This window comes from Aeromicrobium sp. Sec7.5 (genome assembly GCF_036867135.1).
In the GTDB taxonomy this organism is placed as follows: Bacteria; Actinomycetota; Actinomycetes; order Propionibacteriales; family Nocardioidaceae; genus Aeromicrobium.
Window position 1 is genome coordinate 748,809 of record NZ_JBAJIJ010000001.1, and the last position, 19,897, is coordinate 768,705.

The window sequence follows — 19,897 nt, forward strand, 5'->3', positions numbered from 1 at the left end:
CGAACGAGGAGTAGCCGTGGTCGCGCCCCTGGTGGAACCCGCCGACGAGCTGACGATCGACGAAGTGCGTCGTTACAGCCGTCACCTGATCATCCCCGACGTCGGGATGATCGGTCAGAAGCGTCTGAAGAACGCCAAGGTGCTGGTCATCGGCGCCGGTGGCCTCGGCAGCCCCGCGCTGCTGTACCTGGCCGCGGCCGGCGTCGGCACGCTCGGCATCATCGACGACGACGTCGTCGACGAGTCGAACCTGCAGCGCCAGATCATCCACGGCCAGTCCGACATCGACCGTCCGAAGGCCGTCAGCGCCGCGGAGTCGGTCGCCGAGACCAACCCGTACGTCACGACGATCGTCCACAACGAGCGCCTCGACAACGACAACGTGCTGGAGATCTTCGCCCAGTACGACCTGATCGTCGACGGCACCGACAACTTCGCGACGCGCTACCTCGTCAACGACGCGGCCGTGATCCTCGGCAAGCCCTACGTGTGGGGCTCGATCTACCGCTTCGAGGGCCAGGTCAGCGTCTTCTGGGCCCAGGAGGGTCCGCAGTACCGCGACCTCTACCCCGAGCCGCCGCCGCCGGGCATGGTGCCGTCGTGCGCCGAGGGCGGCGTGCTGGGCGTCCTGTGCGCCTCGATCGGGTCGATCATGGTCACCGAGGCGATCAAGCTCATCACCGGCATCGGCGACCCGCTGATCGGCCGGCTGATGACGTACGACGCGCTCGAGATGCGGTACGCCACGCTCAAGATCCGTCGTGACCCGAACGGCGTGCTGCCGACCGCGCTCCTCGACGACTACGAGGCGTTCTGCGGGGCGATCAGCGACGAGGCCGCCGAGGCGGCCGCTGACTCCACGATCAGCGTCGCCACGCTCGACGGCTGGCTCAAGGAGCGCCATGACGGCGGGCGCGACTTCGTGCTGGTCGACGTGCGCGAGCCGGTCGAGCGCGACATCAACCACATCCCGGGCTCGGTCCTGATCCCCAAGGGCGAGTTCCTCAACGGCAACGCGTTCTCCGAGCTGCCGCAGGACAAGCAGGTCGTCCTGCACTGCAAGTCGGGCGTGCGGTCGGCCGAGGCGCTCGCGGTGCTCAAGGGCGCCGGCTACTCCGACTCCGTGCACGTCGGGGGCGGCGTGGTGGCCTGGGTCAACCAGATCGACCCCAGCCAGCCGACGTACTGAGCCGGACTTGCTGGTCGGGGCCGGAATCACTGATTCCGGCCCCGACGTGTCGCTGGTGGAGGAGATGATGACGGCGTGGGCGGATCCGAGGCGGCCGAGGACTTCACCGAGGCGGTGCTGCGCGTCGTCGAGGCGATCCCGCCCGGCCGCGTCCTGACGTACGGGCTCATCGCCGAGCAGATCGGTCGGGGCGGTCCGCGCCAGGTCGGCGGGGTCATGGCCCGCGACGGCCACGGTGTCCCGTGGTGGCGCGTCGTGCGCGCGGACGGCTCGCTCCCGGCGCACCTCGTGCTCGACGCCCAACGCGAGTGGCAGCGCGAGGGAACGCCGGTCACGCGGGGCCGCGTCGACGTCCCGCAGGCCGTGGTGCCACCGGATGTCGGCGCCCTCTGATTGCATGATCGCGTGACCCTCCAGTACGAGCTCCGCCGACCACGTCAGGTCGAGGTCGTGCCGCCGTCGCTCGACGCGTCCCAGCAGGCCGTCGTCGACCACGGGCTGGACCAGACGGTCCCCGCGCCGCTCCTGGTCCTGGCGGGTCCGGGCACGGGCAAGACCACCACGCTCGTCGAGCTCGTGGCCCACCGCATCGCCTCGGGCGAGGTCACGCCCGACCAGGTCCTCATGCTCACGTTCAGCCGCAAGGCGGCCGAGGAGCTGCGCCACCGCGTCGCGGCCCGCCTCGGTGGCGGAGCCACCGTCGTCGCCTCCACCTTCCACGCCTGGTGCTACGCCGTGCTGCGCGCCCATGCCGATCCCGAGGTCTTCGCCTCGCCTCCCACGCTCATGACCGCGGCCGAGTCCGACGCGGTGCTGGCCGAGCTGCTCGCGGGGCACGAGGCCCTCACGTGGCCCGCCGAGCTGCGCCCCGCCCTGCGCACCCGAGGCTTCGCCACCGAGCTGGGGGCGTTCCTCGGGGCGCTCGCCGCCGGCACCCTCACGACCCACGACCTCCGCGACCTGGCCGTCAGCGCCGACCGACCGCTCTGGGCCCGCGTCGCCGACGTGCTCGACGAGTACGGCGAGGTCACCGACGCCGCCAACCTCACCGACTACGCCGAGCTGGTCGTGCGCACCTCGGCACTGCTCGACGACCCCGACCGTCTCGACGCGGTGCGCGGCCGGCTGCGCCTGGTGGTGGTCGACGAGTACCAGGACACCGACCCGGCCCAGGTCGAGGTGCTGCGCAAGCTCGTGGGTCCGGCCCAGCAGCTGGTCGCGGTCGGCGATCACGACCAGTCGATCTATGCCTTCCGGGGTGCCGATGCGGAGGGGGTCGGCCTGTTCCCCCGTCACTTCCCGGGTGCCGAGGTCATGGTGCTCGGCACCACCCGTCGTTTCGGGCAGCACATCCGCGACGCCGCGGTCACGGTGCTGCCACCGCTGCAGGCACGGGGTCTGCCGCTCGAGGTCGTGCAGCGGCACCGGCAGCTCGACTGCGTCGCAGAGTCCGGCGACGGCACGGTCGAGGTCCTCACCTTCACGAGCGAGACCGCCGAGGTCGAGCACGTCGCCGAGACGCTCCGGCGGCAGCACCTCGAGCAGGGCCGGCCGTGGTCCGACATGGCGGTCCTGGTTCGCACGTCGGCCCAGCTCTCGCGCCTGCAGCGGGCGCTCGTCGAGGCCGACGTGCCGTGCGAGGTCTCGGGCGACGAGGTGCCGCTCGTGGCCGAGCCCGCGGTCCGGGTGCTGCTCGGCGCGCTGGCCGCCGCCGACACCCTCGCAGCGGGCGACGAGCTCGATCCCGAGGTCGCCCACACGTTGCTGACGGGTCCGCTCGCCGGGGTCGACGCCCCCGATCTGCGAGCGCTGGGTCGTCGGCTCCGCGCCGACGACCGCGAGACGCCGTCCCGGGTGCTCCTGTCGCGCGCCCTGTCCGGCCTCGCGTCCGCCGACGAGACCGGTGCCACCGATCCCGTCGTGCGACGCCTGGCCCGCCTCCTCGCCGCGGCAGCCGACATGATCGCCGCGGGTGAGCCGTCCGAGCAGGTGCTCTGGGTGCTGTGGGACGGCACCGACTGGCCCAGCCGCCTGGAGCAGGCCTGGGAGTCCGGCGGCAGCGAGCGTGTCGCGGCCGACCGCGACCTCGACGCCCTGGTCGCGCTCTTCCAGCACGCCGCGCGGTCGGAGGAGCGGGTCCGCCGGCGCTCCGTCGCCGGGTTCCTGGCCGACCTGCGGGCGCAGCGGCTCCCCGCCGACCGGCTCGCCGACAGCACGGCGCGCCCGGCGGCGGTGCGACTCATGACGGCGCACCGGGCCAAGGGCCTGGAGTGGCCCGTCGTCGTGGTGGCCGGGGTCCAGGAGGACGTCTGGCCCGACCTCACGCCGCGGCCCACGCTGCTCCGTCCGGATCTGCTCGCCGGTCCAGCGCCCACCGCCCGCGATCGTCTCCACGAGGAACGTCGAGTCATGTACGTCGCGCTGACGCGGGCCCGCGAGCACCTCGTGGTCACGGCGGTCGACTCCGGGTCCGACGAGGCCGGCGGGCCGTCGCGATTCCACGCCGAGCTGCTGGCGGCCGGGTTCGGCACGGGCGAGCGGCGCGGTCGTCCGGCCCGACCGCTGTCGTTGCGCGGGCTCGTCACCGAGCTCCGGCGAGCGGCCGACGACCCTGACCCGGCAGTGCGGGCCTCTGCGGCCGGGCTGCTCGCCCGCATCGCCCGCAGCCACGCGGGTCGTGCCCGCGCGGCGCACCCCGACACGTGGTGGGGGCTGGCCGAGCCCACCGCCTCCGACGTGCCGCTGCGCGATCCCGACCAGCCGCTCGGCCTGTCCGGGTCGAGCCTCACGAGCATCACCGGCTGCTCGCTCAAGTGGTTCCTCGCCAGCGAGGCCCAGGGCTCCCGTGGATCCACCACGGCCCAAGGGTTCGGGCTGGTCGTGCACGCCGTGGCGGCCGACGTCGTGCGCCGCGGGCTGGAGCGTCCCACGGTCGCCGAGCTGCACGCCCACCTCGACGGCGTGTGGCACCGGTTGGGGCACGAGACCTCCTGGATCAGCGAGCGTGAGAAGGCCGACGCCCACCAGGCGCTGGTGCGGTTCGCCTCCTGGCACGTCGCCAACACGCGTACCCCGCTCGCGGCCGAGCACGAGTTCGTCGCCGAGCTCACGGTCGACGGCGAGCAGGTCGTCCTGCGGGGCTCGATGGACCGGGTCGAGCTCGACGCCGAGGGCCGGGTGCACGTCGTCGACCTCAAGAACAGCAAGACCGCACCACCCGCCGCCGACGTCGCCGAGCACCCGCAGCTCGGCGTCTACACGCTCGCGGTGCGCGAGGGGGCCGTCGAGGGGCACCGGGAGGTCGGGGGCAGCGAGCTCGTCCAGCTGCGGGTCGCGGAGGGCGCCAAGGCGCCGGACTCGCCCAAGGTGCAGCGCCAGCCCGCCCCCGACGACGAGGGCGAGTTCTTCGTCCACGACCTCGTGCGCCGCGCGGTCCGCACGATGCGCTCCGAGGAGCTCGCGGCCACGCCGGCCACCTGCTCGTTCTGCGAGTTCGACGCCGTCTGCCCCGCCAAGACCACCTTCACGATCGGCTCGGCCCGATGAGCGACGAGCGGCGCGCCGTGCGCGATGTCGACCACCTGTGCCAGGTGCTCGACATCCCCTTCAGCCCCGAGCAGCGCGCCGCCATCACGGCCCCGCGCGAGGGCACCTACTCGATCATCGCCGGGGCCGGGTCGGGCAAGACCGCCGTCATGGCCGCGCGGGTCGTGTGGCAGGTCGGTCACGTGGGCGTGGACCCGGAGCGGGTCCTGGGCCTCACCTTCACGGCCAAGGCGGCGGGCGAGCTGGCCGGCCGCGTGCGGGCGTCGTTGAACGCCGCGATGGTCCTCGCCGACACCGGCGAGCCCACGATCTCCACGTACCACGCGTTCGCCGGCCGCCTCATCGCCGAGCACGGCCTACGGCTCGGCCTGGAGCCCGACCTCACGGTGCTCACTGACGCGCGTCGCCACCAGCTGGTCGTCCGGGTGCTGCGGTCGGTCGACGAGCCGCTTCACCACGTCTCCACCAGTCTGCCCAACCTGGTCCGCGACGTCCTCGCGCTCGACGGCCAGCTCTCGGAGCACCTGGTGGAGCCGGACGACCTGCGCACGTTCGACCGTGACGTCGTCCTCGAGATGCAGAGCCAGCCCAAGCAGCTCAAGCTGCACGACGAGATCGCCACGGCGGCCCTGCGCCGCACGGAGCTGAGCCGGCTCGTCGAGCGGTACCGGGCCGCCAAGTCCGAGGCCGGGGTCATGGACTTCTCCGACCAGATGGCCTGGGGCACGCGGCTGGCGCAGCTGCCCGAGGTCGCGGCCGAGATCGGCGACCGCTTCGACCTCGTGCTCCTCGACGAGTACCAGGACACCTCGGTGGCCCAGCGCGACCTGCTCGCCTCGCTCTTCCAGGGGCGTGTCACGGCCGTCGGCGATCCCGCCCAGGGCATCTACGGCTGGCGCGGCGCCGCCACAGGCAACCTCGAAGGCTTCATCGAGCAGTTCACACCGCCGGGGGCCGACCCCAGCACGCCCTTCAGCCTCGCGGTCAGCCGACGCTGCGGGCATCGCATCATCGACCTCGCGGGCCACGTCGCGCGCGAGTTCTACGCCGAGTCCGACGTCGTGCGACCGCTCGAGGCGGCCCCCAGCAACCCCGAGGGCGAGGTCACGGTCGCGCTGCACCGCACGGTGGCCGATGAGGTCGAGGCCGTGGCCGACGCCGTCGTGGTCGCCGGGCTGCGCCACGACCCGCCGGTGTGGAACGAGATCGGGGTGCTGGTGCGCACCAAGAACGAGAACGCCGAGATCGTCCAGGCCCTGCGCGCCCGTGACGTCCCGGTCGAGATCGTGGGCCTGACGGGCCTCCTGGCGCAGCCCGAGGTGCTCGACGTCCTGTCGGTGCTCGAGGTGCTCGACGACATGACGGCCAATCCCTCCATGCTGCGCCTGCTCGCCGGACCGCGCTGGCGCCTCGGCGACCGCGACCTCGCGCTGCTGGGCCGTCGCGCTCGCCGGCTGAGCGAGTCGTACCGGTCGGGGGACGACCCCGACGCCGGCGACCTCGAGGCCACGCTCGCGGCCGAGCTGGACCGTGCCACCGCCGGGGTCGACCCCACGGAGGTCGTGTCGTTGGCGGAGGCCGTCGCGGACCCCGGGCCCGCGGGCTACTCGCCCGAGGCGCTCCGCCGGTTCGGGGAGATCGCCACACTGCTGGCGCGTCTGCGCCGATCGGCGCACGAGCCCCTGACCGACCTCGTCCACCGGGTCGTCCGTGAGCTGCAGCTCGACGTCGAGCTCGACGTCGCCGGCCTCGGTACCGACAACCTCGCGCTGCTGCACGAGGCCGTGGCCGGGTACGCGTCCGCCGATCCGCACGCCTCGCTGGGCGGTCTGATGGCCTACCTCTCGGCCGAGCGCGACCATGCCGACGGACTCGACGTCAGTGCGCCGTCGGAGGCCAACTCGGTCAAGGTGCTCACGGTGCACAAGGCCAAGGGCCTGGAGTACGACGAGGTGTTCGTGCCGTTCCTGGCCGACGGCGTGTTTCCCTCCCGCAAGGCCCGGAGCCGGTGGACCACGACCGCCTCGGCCCTGCCCACCGCGCTGCGGGGCGATGGCGACACCCTGTCCGACCTCGAGGACTTCACCACCGCCGGCGTGGCGGAGTACAAGAAGGCCACGGCGCGCGAGACGTACCTCGAGGAGGTCCGCCTCGCCTACGTCGCACTGACCCGGGCCAAGTCGCGCCTGCACCTCAGCGGTCACCGCTGGGGCCGCACGCAGAAGCAGCCGCGCCTCGTCTCCCCGTTCCTGGCCGACGCGGCGCTGTGGCTGGAGGGGCACGGCGGCGTGCCGGTCGTCTGGGCCCCGGAGGTCGCGACCGACGAGAGCAACCCGCTGGTCGACGACGTGGCGTACGCATGGCCCCACCCGGTCGTCGGCATGGAGTCCCGCCGGGCGTTCGCCGAGGAGGTCCGTGCCGCCCTGGACGCCGAGGCGCCGGCACCGGTCCACGCCTCGCACACCGAGCTCACCGAGGAGCTCGAGCTCGTGCTGGCCCAGGCCGAGCGGGCCGAGAGCTCGCTGGTCGAGGTCACGCTGCCCTCGACCTTGTCGGCCACGCAGACGATGGCGCTGGTGTCCGACGAGGAGGGATTCGTGCGCGACCTCGCCCGCCCGATGCCCCGTCGGCCCTCGAGCGCCGCGCGGTTCGGCACGGCCTTCCACGCCTGGGTGGAGTCGCACTACGAGGAGCAGCGGCAGGAGGCCTTCTTCGACCCCGACGACCTGCCGGGTCGCGCCGACGTCGACATCGACGACGACACCGAGCTCGCCGATCTGCGTGAGGCCTTCGCGTCCGGTGACTTCGCCCGCCGCGTGCCGTTCTCGATCGAGGAGGGGTTCTCGGTCCAGCTGGGCGCGCAGCGCCTGATCGGGCGCATCGACGCCGTCTTCCCGGTCACGCTGCCGGGTGGCACCGAGGGCTTCGAGATCGTCGACTGGAAGACCAACCGGCGGGCGAGTGCCGACCCGCTCCAGCTCGCGGTCTACCGGCTCGCCTGGGCCGAGCAGCACGGCGTCGATCCCGCTCGGGTGCTCGGCTCGTTCCATTACGTCCGGCTCGGTCAGACCGTCACCTACGACGACCTGCCCGGACGTGACGACCTCGAGCGCCTCCTCGCCGGCGGCGCCTGATGGCTGCGGGGCTAGCCTGACGGCGTGAGCAGATTCGCCTTCGACGGTGCCCGTCATGACCGCGCCGCGCTTCACCGGGCTGCCAGCCGCGATCTCGACGACGTCCGGGTCATGGTGCTCGGCGGCGAGCACGTGGCCACGGTCGACGGACCCGCGCTGGCCTGGATGCCTGCCGGCGAGGCGCCCGAGGGGGAGTGGATCTGGCTCGGGGAGCAGGGCGGACGACGCCATGCGGCGGTCGTCGTCGATGGCCGCGTGCCCGCCGAGCTGAACCCGACGAGCATCCGCGTCCTCGCACCGCAGCTGGACCCCGACGAGCTCTCCCTCGCGGTCCACGCCGTGGCGATCGCGCGCTGGCTCGCCTCGACGCCGTTCTGCCCGCGCTGCGGGTCGCGCACCGAGGTGCAGCAGGCGGGGCACCTGCGCACGTGCCCCGAGTGCGGAGCGAGCCACTTCCCCCGCACCGACCCGGCCGCCATCATGCTCATCACCGACGACCAGGACCGTGCCCTCCTGGCCCGGAACCCCGCCTGGCCCGAGGGCCGCTTCTCGACGCTCGCCGGGTTCGTCGAGCCGGGGGAGTCGCTCGAGGACGCCGTGCGGCGCGAGGTCTTCGAGGAGGTCGGCGTCACCGTCGGCGAGGTCACATACGGCGCCAGCCAGCCGTGGCCGTTCCCGGCCAGCCTCATGCTCGGCTTCTTCGGCACCGCCACCTCCACCGACATCACGGTCGACGCGAACGAGATCGCCGAGGCGGCCTGGATCACGCGCGACGAGCTCGTCGCCTACGGCGAGGCCGGCACGCTCCTGCTCCCGCCCAGCGGGATCTCGATCTCGAGCTGGCTCATCGAGACCTGGCTCGGCAAGGACCTCACAGCTGCCTGGTGAGGCGCGCGACTCGTACCTCGTCGCTTCACCGGTTCGTTCCTCACCGGTGCCGGGCTTCGCCCGGGCGCCTGCCTCGCTTCGCTCGGCCCGTGGTCACCACCGGGCCTCTCTCCGCTCGGCCCGTGGTCACCACCGGTGCTCGCGTCGCTCGGCCCGGGTTGGCGTCGTCGGTCAGCTGCCGGGCCACTCGCCGGTCCACCGCTCGAACAGGCGAGCACCGCCACGATCGATCAGTGCCTTGACGACCGAGTAGATCGCACCCTGGGCGAGGGCCGCGAGCACGATCTTGGGCAGGCGATACTCCGACTGCAGGGCCGTGGGTGGGTCGTCCGTGGCCTGCGGGTCGACCCGCTTCCAGATCTGGTGGAACACCTTGCTCGCGACGAGACCACCCAGGATGCTCGCCACGAGACCCCAGGGCCGGTACAGGATCTTGGCCGTCTTGCTCGGCGTCTTGGTCTCCCGCGGTGTGCTCATGAGCTGCCTTCCTCGTGGTCGTGGTCGACCGGGTCGGTGGTGCGGCCTGCCGTGAGTCGCAGGCGGCGGCCCCGGTCGATGTCATCCTGCTGCTTCTCGGCGGCCTTCGCGATCTGACGGGTGTCGCGCAGCGGCAGCTGGATCGCGACTTCCGCGACCATCCCGGCCTGCAGCTGCCGACCGCGCACCAGCTCGGAGTCGAGCTCGGCGCCGAACAGCAGGGCCAGGTTGGTGATCCACAGCCAGAGCAGGAACACGATGACGCCGGCCAGTGAGCCGTAGGTGGCGTCGTAGCGGGAGAAGTTCGCGACGTAGAAGCCGAACACCGCCGACGCCGCCGCCCAGACGAGGATCGCGAGGATCGCCCCCGGGCTGATCCAGCGGAACTTCGGCTGCTGCACGTTGGGCGTGGCGTAGTACAGCAACGCCACGACGAGGGCGACGGCCACGAGCATGAAGGGCCACTTGGCGATGTTCCAGACCAGCACGGCCGTCGAGCCCAGTCCCACTGCCTCCCCGACCGCCCGTGCGGCGGGGCCGGTCAGCACCAACCCGATGGCCACGACCGCGGCGAGCACGACCGTCACGAGGGTGACGACGAGCATCGCGGGTCGACGCGTCCAGATGGGCCGCCCCTCCTCGATCTCATAGATGCGGTTCAGGCCGCGGCCGAAGGCTCCGACGTAGCCGGACGCCGTCCACATCGCGGTGAGCAGACCGAGCACGACACCCACGCCGAGACCGGGGGTCTGGCTCATCTCGGCCAGGATCGGCTCGAGGGTGTCGGCCACCCCCGTCGCACCGAGGTCGCGCAGGATGTCCGTCACGGTCCGCACGGTCTCCTGCCCCTGCCCGACGACGCCCACCAGCGACAGCAGCGCGATGGCGGCCGGGAACAGGGCCAGGACGGCGTAGTAGGTCAGGGCCGCGGCGACGTCGGTGCACTGGTCGCGGGTGAACTCGCGTGCGGTCTTGCGCAGGACGAAGATCCAGGACGCGCGAGTCAGGTCGTCGGGCGAGTCCGGCTTCTCGGGCGCATCGGGGTCAGGGTCGCGACCATCGGGATCCGCGGCAGCCGGCGCCGCCTCGTCGGGCCCGCCCAGGCCGGGCCCGCGCCGGCGCCGGGCCACTGCGGCCGCGACGACTCCCACGAGGGTCAACCCCCCGATCGTCTTGATCGTGCTGGTCATGCGTCCTCCCGACGCGTTCGTTGTCCGTCAGGTACCCGCCGACGACCCCGAACATGCAGAACGGTCCTGGCGAACACGCCAGGACCGTTCACATGGGGTGGACGACGGGACTTGAACCCGCGACCACCGGCACCACAAGCCGGGGCTCTACCAACTGAGCTACGCCCACCACGCGCCCCGGGCTGGACCCGGAACGGCGAGGTAGAGCATAGCGCAGGCTCAGAGGGTGTCGGTCACCGAGCCGCCGACCTCGGCCGCGATGGCGCGAGCCGAGTCGGAGTCGATGCCGGGGTCGGGCGTGAAGACGGCACGACGGTAGTACCGCAGCTCCTCGATGCTCTCGGCGATGTCGGCGAGGGCGCGATGATGGCCGGCCTTCGACGGGGCCGCGAAGTACGCCCGCGGGAACCAGCGCCGTGCGAGCTCCTTGATGCTGGAGACGTCGATGATGCGGTAGTGCAGGTGCTGCTCGAGCTCGACCATGTCGCGGGCGAGGAACGCGCGGTCGGTGCCGACCGAGTTGCCCGCGAGCGGTGCCTTGCGGGGCTCGGGCACGAAGCCGCGGACGTAGTCGAGCACCTGCGCGTGGGCGTCGGCCAGGGACAGCCCCGCGTCGAGCTCGGTGATCAGGCCCGACGAGGTGTGCATCGTGGTGACGACCTCGTTCATCTGGTCGAGCGCCTCCTGGGGAGGCTTGATGACCAGGTCGATGCCCTCGCCCTTGACCTCGAGGTCGAAGTCGGTCACCAGGACCGCGACCTCGACCAGCGCGTCGTTCTCCAGCGACAGTCCGGTCATCTCGCAGTCGATCCACACCAAGGAGTCGTTCACGGTCGATCACCCTACGCTCAACCCGCGATCCGTACCCGGCCGAACCCGTGTCATCGGGTCCTCGGGCCGTGGGGGAACTCGTGGTGGGTGCTCGGTCGTTACGATCGACGAGAGCTGCGGATTCTCCCGCCCCAAGACTGAGCCCCAGAACTGATGCCGTGTGGCACGGAACCCGAAGAGGAAACCTCGTGAGCAAAGACCGCCAGGAGCGCGCCGCCCGCGCCGAGCAGATGCGCAAGGAGCGGGAGAAGGCCGCCAAGCGCCAGCGCAGCGTCATCACCGGTGCCATCGTCGCCGTCGTGATCGTGCTCGTCGCCGTCGCCGGCTACGGCATCAGCACGATCAACAGCGACAACGCTCCTGAGGCCTTCAGCATCGAGTACACCGCGGCGGACGCCGCCGGCAGCGACGCCGGTGCCGACACCCCGGCCGACTACGAGCCCGTCGTCGTCGAGATCTACGAGGACTTCCAGTGCCCCGCGTGCCAGGCGCTCGAGCAGGTCTACGGCCAGCAGCTGGAGACGCTCGTCGCCTCGGGCGACATCACGATGGAGTACCACCCGTTCTCGTTCCTCGACGAGCGCGGCGGCAGCCCGAACGAGTACTCGAAGCGCGCGACCAACGCCGCCATCTGCGTGTTCGAGGAGTACGACGCGGCGGCGTACAAGACGTTCCACGACTACCTCTACGCGAACCAGCCCTCGGAGGGCTCGCCCGGTCCGGAGGACGAGGAGCTCGTCGCCGCGGCGGAGACGCTCGGGTTCACCGGTATCGAGTCGTGCGTCACCGACCACACGTACTTCGATCGCATCCAGAAGGCCAAGGAGGCCGGCGGTGAGCGCGGCGTCACCGGTACCCCGACCATCTACATCGGTGACGAGAAGGTCGAGGACAACGGCACGCTGATCGAGCAGATCAACGCCGCGGTCGCCGAGAAGAAGGGGCTCCCGGCCCCGACGGCCGACCCGTCGACGGATCCCACGTCGGCGCCGACCGCCACGACGCCCGCGGGCTGACCGTCTCGCGCTGAGACGCGGCCGCCGTGGAGCTGACGACGCTCGCGGTGCTGGTGGGGTTGGCCCTGGTCGACTCCACCAGCATCGGCACCCTCGTCATCCCGCTGGTCTGGCTGCTGCGGCCCGGGCCGGTCGCCTGGCGGCCCCTGCTGGTCTTCCTCGCGACCGTCGCGGCGATGTACGCGGCCATCGGCGCCGTGCTGCTCCTGGTCGGGCAGTCGGTCGCGCCGGTGCTCAACGGCCTGGGCGACGTCGATGCCGTGCGATGGGTCCAGCTCGTGCTCGGCGCGGGGCTGTTCGCCGTGGCGTTCAGCGACACCGTGATGGGCCGCCTCGCGGGCGGCGCGCTGCGCTGGCGTGACCGGCTCCGTGGCGACGACGGCAGTGACGAGACCGGTGTCGGACGCTCGGTGGTCGCCACGGCCGCCGTGGCCGTTGCCGTCGAGGTGCCGACGATGCTGCCGTACCTCGCCGCGATCGGGATCCTCGCCGCCACCGACGTCGCCGTTGGCGTCCAGCTGGGCCTGCTCGGCGGCTACGCAGTCGTGATGGTCGGGCCCGCGCTGGCGCTCGCCGTCGTGCGTGGTGCGGCGGGCCGTCGGGTCGAGGCACCGCTGCGCCGTCTGGACGGCTGGCTGACCCGCCAGGCCGACGAGATGACCGGCTGGGTCTTCGGCATCGTCGGCTTCCTGCTGGCGGGCGACGCGGCGCAGGCGCTGGAGCTGTTCGCCACCTGAGCGCGGAATACGGTCAGCGGTGTCGTCCACTTGGCGCGCCCGGCAGGGATCGAACCTGCGACCGGGGGATGAGAAGGTCTCGTGCGCTGTTCGGTGAGGTGGTGGCGGCGGTGGGGTCTGGCGCGCCCGGCAGGGATCGAACCTGCGACCGGGGGATGAGAAGGTCTCGTGCGCTGTTCGGTGAGGTGGTGGCGGCGGTGGGGTCTGGCGCGCCCGGCAGGGATCGAACCTGCGACCGGGAGATTAGAAGGCTCCTGCTCTGTCCTCTGAGCTACGGGCGCTCCGGACCAGCGTAGTGGGAGCCTCGCCTACGATGCGTGACGTGACCCCGGACGCCGCGCTGCCACCCGTGACGGACCCGTGGCGCCAGCGTGGGCGTCTGCCGCTCATGATCGGGACGGTCCTGCTCGGTGTGGCCGCCGTCGGCCTGGTCGTCTTCTTCGGGTTCCGGGCCGAGTCGGCCCGCGCCGTCGGCGTCGGTCTGGCGCTCGGTCTCGTGCCGCTGCCCCTGCTCGGCCTCTTCTACTGGTGGATCGACCGCTACGAGCCGGAGCCGCGACGCTACGTGCTGGCGGCCTTCCTCTGGGGCACGGCAGGGGCCGTGGGGATCGCCCTGGTGGGCAACACGTTCCTGTCCGAGTCGCTCGACCTGACCGACGCTCAGACCGCCACGTTCGTCGCGCCGCTCGTGGAGGAGACCGCGAAGGGCCTGTTCCTGGTGGCCACCTTCCTGCGTGCGCGCAGGGTCATCGGTGGCGTCCTCGACGGGCTGTTCTACGCCGGTCTGGTCGGCCTCGGCTTCGCCTTCATCGAGAACATCATCTACTACTCCGCCAGCTACCTCGGGGGCCCCGAGCTCGGCGTCAGCGGCGCGCAGGGCGCCACCGCGACCTTCGTGATCCGCGGGGTCGTGAGCCCGTTCGCCCACCCGCTGTTCACGGCCAGCCTCGGCCTCGCGCTGGGTGCCGCCGTGCTGACCCGGTCCTGGTGGGCCCGGGTGCCGCTGGTCCTCGGCGGATGGGCGGGGAGCATGGTGCTCCACGGGCTCTGGAACGGATCGATCAGCTACGCCGGCATCGCCGGGTTCGCGCTCCTCTACCTCGTGCTCGTGCTCGTGTTCTTCGGCTTCGTGGCGCTGGTGATCGTCCTGCGGCAGCGTCAGTTCGTCGTCCTGCGGCGCTCCCTCTCGTACGTCGCGGACCGAGGCTGGATCCACCCCGCCGAGCTGCCGTGGCTCACGTGGTTCGGGTACCGCGCGCAGGCACGTCGCCACGCCAAGGTCCAGGGCGGGTCCGAGGCCGCGGCGGCGGTGCGCCGGTACCAGAGCCTGGCCACCCAGCTCGCCTTCGTCCACGACGCCGTCATGCTCGGTCGTCCGGGGCGTCGAGGGGTCGAGCGAACCCTGGCGATCCGGGCCCAGATGGACGAGCTGCGACCGCAGCTCCGGCTGCCTCCGGCCCTCGCCCCGCTGCCGCGGCCGGTGACGCCGGCGCCTCCCCGGTACGCCGTTCCACCGGTTCCATGGTCCTGAGGTGGTGGTCCGCAGTCCCTGGGCCCGTCGTCCACTAGGCTTTCCACGAACCGTGTGACAGGCGAGACGTGTGAGGAGTGGTTGTGGTCGGCGTAGACGCCCCGGGCGAGCTCCTCGGCGCGCTCAGCACGCTTCTCGACCGCGTCCGGCACGCTGAGCTCCCGCTCGCGACGGAGGACGTCGAGGGAGCCCGCCGCCTGCAGGCCGGGGTCGCCGACCAGCTCTCCGACTACGTCCTGCCCCGTCTCGTGCAGCTCGACGCGCCCGTCCTCGTGGTGGTCGGTGGCTCGACCGGCGCCGGCAAGTCCACCCTGGTCAACTCGATCGTGGGTGAGGTCGTCAGCGAGTCGGGCGTCCTGCGACCCACCACCCGCTCGCCGGTCCTCACGCACCACCCTGACGACGGTGCGTGGTTCCAGGCCGACCGCGTCCTCCCGGACCTCCCGCGCACCGACGTCCCGGGCAACTCGACCTACGGGCTGCGGCTCCGTGCCAGCAGCAAGGTGCCGAAGGGCCTCGCGATCCTCGACGCGCCCGACGTCGACTCGATCGACGAGGGCAACCGTGTGCTCGCGGCCCAGCTCCTCGCGGCCGCGGACCTCTGGCTGTTCGTCACCTCCGCCGCCCGCTACGCCGACCAGGTGCCGTGGGACTACCTGCGCCAGGCGTCCGAGCGCAGCACCTCGGTCGCCGTGGTGCTCGACCGCACGGCTCGCGACGGCATCGTCGAGGTCCGGAGCCACCTGGCACGCATGATGACGTCGCGCGGCCTGTCCGACTCCCCGCTGTTCACGGTTCCCGAGACATCGGTCGACACCGATGGACTCCTCCCCGCCGACGCGGTGAAGCCGATCGTCGACTGGCTGCACGACCTCGCCAGCAACGACGAGACCCGCGCCCTGATCGTCCGCTCGACCCTCGACGGCGCGGTCCGCCACAACGTCCTGCGCAGCCACGACCTGGCTGATGCATACGACTCCCAGGTGCGGGCGGCCGACAAGCTCCGGACCGCCGTCGACGACACCTTCGCCGAGTCCGAGCGCGCGGTGCGCGCCGCCCTGACCGACGGCGGCCTCGTGAGCGGCGACGTGGCGGCCCGCTGGCAGAGCTTCGTCGGCACGGGCGAGATGCTCCGATCGGTCGAGGGCAAGGTCGGACGCATCCGCGAGCGACTCGTCGACGGCGTCACCGGCAAGCGGTCCAAGGCCGACGACGTCGCCGCCGCCATCGAGCACGACCTCGCGGTGATGCTCGTCGAGCGTGCCGAGTCCTCCGCGACCGTGGTCGTCGCGCAGTGGGCCTCGGTCCCCGCGGGCGAGGCCCTCGTCGCGGCACGGCCGGGCCTGGACCGCGCGCCGCGCGACCTCCGTGCGCGAGCTGAACGGGTCGCGCGCGACTGGCAGCAGCAGGTCACGGAGCAGGTGCGCCTGGCCGTGGCCGACCGCCGACTGTCCACCGACGTTCTCGCGATCGGCGTCCCGGGGCTCGCGGTCTCGGTCATGATCACGGCGCTCGGCGCCGGCGGCACCGACGCGGGCCGCATCAGCCGCCGCGTCCTCGACGCCGTCCTGTCGAGCGACGTCGTCGACCGCCTCGCGGCGGAGGCCCTCAGCGCGCTGGAGATCCAGGTCGTGCGGCTCGCGCGCGAGGAGCGGGCGCGGTTCGCCGCGCTGTCGCCCGACCCCGACCTCGTGCGAGAGTCGCAGAAGACGTTGCGCGACGCGGCCCGCCGGGCCGAGTACGCGCGCCACCTCGACGACCTCGAGACGCGCGTCGTCCGTGGCACGCACTCGACCGGGCAAGGGGGAACTGGTTCATGAGCGAGCGCGAGCGAGCGAACGATCAAGCTTCGGTCATGCCGGTGCCGCCTACTATTGCTCTTCTCACGGCGGAGGCGGCATGACCCAGCTGAGCGACGGACCCGCGCCGGTGTACCGCGACGACGTCGGGGAGATCGGCCGCAAGGTCGACGGACTCGTGGCCGCGGCCGACGCGGCTCACGGTCGGCTGCCGCAGTCCGTGCTCGCCGCGGCCGACCAGCTCTCCGGCCGTGCGGTCGAGCGCCTGCGCCTGTCGGGCGAGCACACGATCGTGGCCCTCGCCGGCGCCACCGGCTCCGGCAAGTCGTCGCTGTTCAACGCCTTGACCGACCTCGACCTCGCCGGTGTCGGCCTGCGGCGACCCACCACCTCGTGGGCGCTGGCCTGCGCGTGGGGTCCCGACGGCGCCCAGGGCCTGCTGGAGTGGATGGGCATCCCGCCGCGTCACCAGGTCTCCCGCATGAGCATGCTCGATCGCTCGTCGGAGGACACCAAGCTCGACGGCCTCGTGCTGCTCGACCTCCCCGACCACGACTCCACCGAGGTCTCGCACCACGTCGAGATGGATCGCCTGGTCCAGTACGCCGACCTCATCGTGTGGGTGCTCGATCCGCAGAAGTACGCCGACGCCGCGATCCACGACCGGTACCTGCGGCCCATGGCGTCGTACAACGACGTCTCGCTCGTCGTGCTGAACCAGATCGACCGGATCCCCTACGAGCAGCGCGGTCGTGCCGTCGAGGACGTCCGCCGCATCGTGGCTGCCGGCGGCATGACCGACGTCCCGGTCATCGGCGTCTCGGCGACCCGCGGCGACGGGGTCGACGACCTGCGCCGTGAGCTCGCCACCCGCATCCGGGCGCGTGCCTCGGCCAAGGACCGCCTGGGTGCCGATATCCGGGCTGCCGCCGAGCAGATCGCGGCCGTGGGCGGGCGGAGCAACGTCCCGGGCGTCACGGAGGCCGATCGCGACGAGCTCGACCGCGCCCTGTTCGACGCGGTCGGCGGTGGGCAGCTGGCGTCCGCGGTGGGTGCCTCGAGCCGCCGCCGGGCCGTTCGCCTCACGGGTTGGCCCCTGACCCGGTGGATCGGCGGGCTGCGCAAGGACCCGCTCAGCGAGCTCGGCCTCGAGGTCGACGAGCGTGAGCTCGAGCGGTCGAGCCTGCCCGACTCGATCCGGCCCCAGCGGTCGGCGGTCGAGACCTCCGTCCGCGTCTTCGTCGAGAAGGCGTCCGTGGGTCTCGAGCGTCCCTGGCGCGACGCGGTGCGTGTCGCCTCCGACGCCGCGGCCGAGGGATCGCAGGTGGCCGACGCGGTCGAGGGGGCCGTGGCCTCCACCCGCATCGACCTGCGCGGAGCCGCGTGGCTGCACCTGCTCAACGCGCTGCAGTGGCTCCTGCTCGCCACGACCGCCGGCGGGCTCGGGCTGTGGCTGCTCGGGCTGCTCGGCATGGGCATCCCCGACGGGCCCGACGTGTCCGGCTTCGGTCCGGCTGACGGCCACCCGCTGTCGCTCGTGCTGGGGGTCGCGGCGCTCGTCGCCAGCGGGGTGATCGCCCTCGGCACGCGTCTGGCGTCCCGCTTCGTGGCGCGGAGCCAGGCGGCCCGCGTGGAGCGTGAGCTGCGCACCGCGATCGGCCAGGTCAGTGCGGAGCTCGTCGTCTCACCCGTCGAGGCCGAGCTCCAGGCGTACGAGCGCTACCGCGCCGGCGTCGTCGCGGCTCTGGGCTGACCGGCCTCGGGCTGACCGGCCTCGGGCTGACCCTCCGGCCGACCGGCGCGACCAGGTCCCTCGCTAGGCTGGAGGCACCATGGCTGACTACGTAATCTCGCTCCGCAACGTCCGCAAGGCCCACGGCGACAAGGTCGTCCTCGACAACGTGTCGCTCTCGTTCCTGCACGGGGCGAAGATCGGCGTCGTGGGCCCCAACGGCATGGGCAAGTCGTCGCTGCTGAAGCTGATGGCGGGCCTCGACCACCCGAACAACGGCGACCTCGTGCGCGATCCCGACGCGACCGTCGGCATGCTGCAGCAGGAGCCGCCGCTGACCGAGGGCACCACGGTGCTCGAGAACGTCGAGGAGGCCGTGGCCGAGATCAAGGCCAAGATGGCGCGCCTCGAGGCCGCGTACGCCGAGATGGCCGAGCCCGACGCCGACTACGACGCGCTCGGCACCGAGACCGGTGAGCTGCAGAACTACCTCGACGCCGTCGGTGCGTGGGACATCGACTCCAAGCTCGACCAGGCGATGGACGCCCTGCGCTGCCCGCCGCCGGAGGCGCTCGTCGACAACCTCTCCGGTGGTGAGCGCCGCCGCGTCGCGCTGTGCAAGCTCCTGCTCCAGCAGCCCGACCTCCTGCTGCTCGACGAGCCCACCAACCACCTGGACGCCGAGTCGGTGCAGTGGCTCGAGGGCCACCTCAAGAACTACCCGGGCGCCGTCCTGGCCGTGACCCACGACCGGTACTTCCTCGACAACGTCGCCGAGTGGATCGCCGAGGTCGACCGCGGCCACATCCACGGCTACGAGGGCAACTACTCGACCTATCTCGAGACCAAGAAGGACCGGCTCAAGATCGAGGGCCAGAAGGACGCCAAGCGCTCCAAGATGCTCGAGAAGGAGCTGGAGTGGGTCCGCTCCAACGCGAAGGGTCGTCAGGCCAAGAGCAAGGCGCGCCTGGCCCGCTACGAGGAGCTCGCGGCCGAGGCCGAGAAGGACCGCAAGATCGACACCTCGGACATCAACATCCCGGCCGGCCCGCGCCTGGGCGACGTCGTGCTCGACGCCCAGGACCTCACGAAGTCCTTCGACGGCCGCGTGCTGTGGGACGACATCAGCTTCACGCTGCCGCGGGCCGGCATCGTGGGCGTGGTGGGCCCCAACGGCGTCGGCAAGACCACGCTGTTCCGCATGATCACCGGCAGCGAGGAGCCCGACTCAGGGACGCTCAACGTCGGACAGACGGTCAAGATCAGCTACGCCGACCAGAACCGCGACAACATCGATCCGACCAAGAACGTGTGGGAGGTCGTGTCTGAGGGCCTGGACTTCATCAAGGTCGCCAACTTCGAGATGAACAGCCGCGCCTACGTCGCGTCGTTCGGCTTCAAGGGCCCGGACCAGCAGAAGAAGGCCGGCGTGCTCTCCGGCGGTGAGCGCAACCGCCTCAACCTGGCGCTGACGCTCAAGCAGGGCGGCAACATGCTGATGCTCGACGAGCCCACCAACGACCTGGACGTCGAGACCCTGTCGGCCCTCGAGGACGCGCTGCTCGACTTCCCCGGCTGCGCCGTGGTCACCTCGCACGATCGCTGGTTCCTCGACCGCATCGCCACGCACATCCTGGCGTGGGAGGGCACCGACGAGAACCCGGCCAACTGGTTCTGGTTCGAGGGCAACTTCGCCTCCTACGAGGAGAACAAGATCGAGCGCCTCGGCGCCGAGGCCGCCCGCCCGCACCGCGTCACCCACCGCCGCCTGACCCGCGACTGACCCCCGCCCCAGATTTGCGCCGAGTTGTGCAGTTCTGCGATCGC

General features: G+C 72.0%; 14 protein-coding genes and 2 tRNA genes. 11 read left to right on the plus strand and 5 right to left on the minus strand.

Features of this window, described 5'->3' with window-relative positions; genetic code table 11:
• Positions 1-16 precede the first annotated feature (16 nt).
• From moeZ to nudC, 5 genes are all read left to right on the plus strand, one after another.
• Entirely contained in the window at positions 17-1,189 is a 1,173-nt protein-coding gene (gene moeZ / locus V6S66_RS03855; protein ID WP_334205442.1) for an adenylyltransferase/sulfurtransferase MoeZ, read from the plus strand.
• A 75-nt stretch (positions 1,190-1,264) separates the two neighbouring features.
• A complete protein-coding gene (locus tag V6S66_RS03860) occupies positions 1,265-1,582 on the plus strand; it encodes an MGMT family protein (protein ID WP_334205443.1) in 318 nt (105 codons plus the stop codon).
• Positions 1,583-1,594: 12 nt separating this feature from the next.
• The gene (locus V6S66_RS03865) at positions 1,595-4,735 is read left to right on the plus strand and encodes an ATP-dependent helicase (protein WP_334205444.1); all 3,141 of its coding nucleotides are present in this window, start codon (positions 1,595-1,597) and stop codon (positions 4,733-4,735) included.
• Positions 4,732-7,869: an ATP-dependent DNA helicase gene (locus tag V6S66_RS03870; protein WP_334205445.1), complete on the plus strand. Its 3,138-nt coding sequence runs from the start codon at positions 4,732-4,734 to the stop codon at positions 7,867-7,869. The genes V6S66_RS03865 and V6S66_RS03870 overlap by 4 nt, the downstream gene beginning before the upstream one ends.
• Positions 7,870-7,893: 24 nt before the next feature.
• Positions 7,894-8,757: an NAD(+) diphosphatase gene (gene nudC / locus V6S66_RS03875; protein ID WP_334205446.1), complete on the plus strand. Its 864-nt coding sequence runs from the start codon at positions 7,894-7,896 to the stop codon at positions 8,755-8,757.
• A gap of 171 nt (positions 8,758-8,928) precedes the next feature.
• Here the strand turns inward: nudC and V6S66_RS03880 are convergent, their stop codons facing one another.
• The 4 genes from V6S66_RS03880 to orn form a co-directional block, all read right to left on the minus strand.
• A complete protein-coding gene (locus V6S66_RS03880; RefSeq protein WP_334205447.1) occupies positions 8,929-9,234 on the minus strand; it encodes a DUF4235 domain-containing protein in 306 nt (101 codons plus the stop codon).
• Positions 9,231-10,424 (minus strand): YihY/virulence factor BrkB family protein, encoded by a 1,194-nt coding sequence (locus V6S66_RS03885; RefSeq protein WP_334205448.1) that lies wholly within the window; start codon positions 10,422-10,424, stop codon positions 9,231-9,233. Before V6S66_RS03885 ends, V6S66_RS03880 begins: the two co-directional genes overlap by 4 nt.
• Positions 10,425-10,517: 93 nt before the next feature.
• Positions 10,518-10,593, minus strand: a tRNA-His gene (locus V6S66_RS03890).
• 50 nt (positions 10,594-10,643) lie between these two features.
• Positions 10,644-11,255 carry an oligoribonuclease gene (gene orn / locus V6S66_RS03895; RefSeq protein WP_334205449.1) on the minus strand — a complete coding sequence of 204 codons (612 nt, stop codon included), beginning with the start codon at positions 11,253-11,255 and terminating at the stop codon, positions 10,644-10,646.
• Between the two features lie 188 nt (positions 11,256-11,443).
• Here orn and V6S66_RS03900 point away from each other — a divergent pair, with 188 nt between their 5' ends.
• Positions 11,444-12,271: a DsbA family protein gene (locus tag V6S66_RS03900; RefSeq protein ID WP_334205450.1), complete on the plus strand. Its 828-nt coding sequence runs from the start codon at positions 11,444-11,446 to the stop codon at positions 12,269-12,271.
• Positions 12,272-12,297: 26 nt separating this feature from the next.
• On the plus strand, positions 12,298-13,008 hold the full coding sequence (locus V6S66_RS03905) for a GAP family protein (RefSeq protein WP_334205451.1): 711 nt from the start codon (positions 12,298-12,300) through the stop codon (positions 13,006-13,008).
• 205 nt (positions 13,009-13,213) lie between these two features.
• On the opposite strand, the gene V6S66_RS03910 is transcribed toward V6S66_RS03905, so the two are convergent.
• Positions 13,214-13,289 (minus strand) — tRNA-Arg (locus tag V6S66_RS03910).
• Positions 13,290-13,330: 41 nt separating this feature from the next.
• On the opposite strand from V6S66_RS03910, the gene V6S66_RS03915 reads away from it, so the two are divergent.
• From V6S66_RS03915 to ettA, 4 genes are all read left to right on the plus strand, one after another.
• Positions 13,331-14,539 carry a PrsW family intramembrane metalloprotease gene (locus V6S66_RS03915; RefSeq protein ID WP_334205452.1) on the plus strand — a complete coding sequence of 403 codons (1,209 nt, stop codon included), beginning with the start codon at positions 13,331-13,333 and terminating at the stop codon, positions 14,537-14,539.
• Between the two features lie 83 nt (positions 14,540-14,622).
• Positions 14,623-16,359 (plus strand): GTPase domain-containing protein, encoded by a 1,737-nt coding sequence (locus tag V6S66_RS03920; protein ID WP_334205453.1) that lies wholly within the window; start codon positions 14,623-14,625, stop codon positions 16,357-16,359.
• A 79-nt stretch (positions 16,360-16,438) separates the two neighbouring features.
• Entirely contained in the window at positions 16,439-18,091 is a 1,653-nt protein-coding gene (locus V6S66_RS03925; RefSeq protein WP_334205454.1) for a GTPase, read from the plus strand.
• 79 nt (positions 18,092-18,170) lie between these two features.
• Positions 18,171-19,853, plus strand: coding sequence for an energy-dependent translational throttle protein EttA (ettA, locus tag V6S66_RS03930; protein WP_334205455.1), 1,683 nt, complete (start codon positions 18,171-18,173; stop codon positions 19,851-19,853).
• The last annotated feature ends 44 nt before the right edge of the window (positions 19,854-19,897 follow it).